The organism is Oleiphilus sp. HI0123 (assembly GCF_001635315.1).
This window is the reverse complement of sequence record NZ_LWGE01001503.1, coordinates 1-930: the sequence shown is the minus strand read 5'-3', so window position 1 is coordinate 930 and position 930 is coordinate 1. Positions and strand designations below refer to the sequence as shown.

The window sequence follows — 930 nt, the reverse complement described above, 5'->3', positions numbered from 1 at the left end:
AGACCCGTTACATATCCCTTGCCTACTAATTGATTCTTGAAACGGGAGAGCTTCAATGTGTTGACAATTTTGGATTCCAATTCGTCGATTACCTTTGGCACTTTTATCGTCATACTTGCACTCCTTAAGGTTATTTTTGTTTTTGAAGCTTGCCGTAATTACGCGCTTATTACTAAAACTTTATTTGACTAGCTCGCTAATGTTAATTTTTACTTGTTGCTCGGAACCTAACTCAACCAGTTCAGCTCGGCCTTCAAAATCGCCACTTGCTGCGCTAACTTGACCCGACTTGGAAACACGCGCAGTAACATTTACGAGCTTAGCATCGGAAAGCTTAGCTGCAGGACTCATTGCGTCAGCGTCACTCAAGTTAATTGTTAGAGGAAGCTCAGAAACAGTATGTCTACTTGCAGCAAGAGGCGGGCTAGCTTGATTCGCGTTTTCAGCGTTTTTTACAAATACAAACACGGTATCACCGGGTTTAACTGAGCCGAGAAGTGTTTCATCAAGCGATACGAATACATCAATTAACGAACCGCTGCTGTCGCTGGAAAAATCTGACAGTTCGATACCTGCACGGCGCTGCGCTTCATTAATGCCTTGTTTCATCTGGCCGGCGGCCGGATGTTCAGGATAAGCCTCTAAAACTTTAGACCAGTACTCAATAGCTAGTGAGAAGTCCTCAGACGTAAACGCATTGATTGCTAATAAACTTAAGGTATTTGGTTCGTTTGGGTTTAGTTCTAATGCCTTGTCAATCGTACCTTTAAGCGCGTCGGTGAAAATGCCCTTGGATGCGTAATATTGAGCCTGAGCTGTAATTCCGTAGGTTGCAGCAAGATCTTGATAGTTTATCTCGGGAGCCTCTTTTAACAAGCGAGTAACTCGTTCGAATGCGTCGACAGCAAGAGAATAGCGCTCGGTGTTCAT

1 protein-coding gene is annotated in these 930 nt (G+C 43.9%); it reads right to left on the bottom strand.

Annotated features, from left to right (window positions below; translation table 11 throughout):
• Positions 1-180: 180 nt before the first annotated feature.
• On the bottom strand, positions 181-930 hold a 750-nt coding region (locus A3761_RS27960; RefSeq protein ID WP_068750752.1), incomplete at its 5' end, for a hypothetical protein.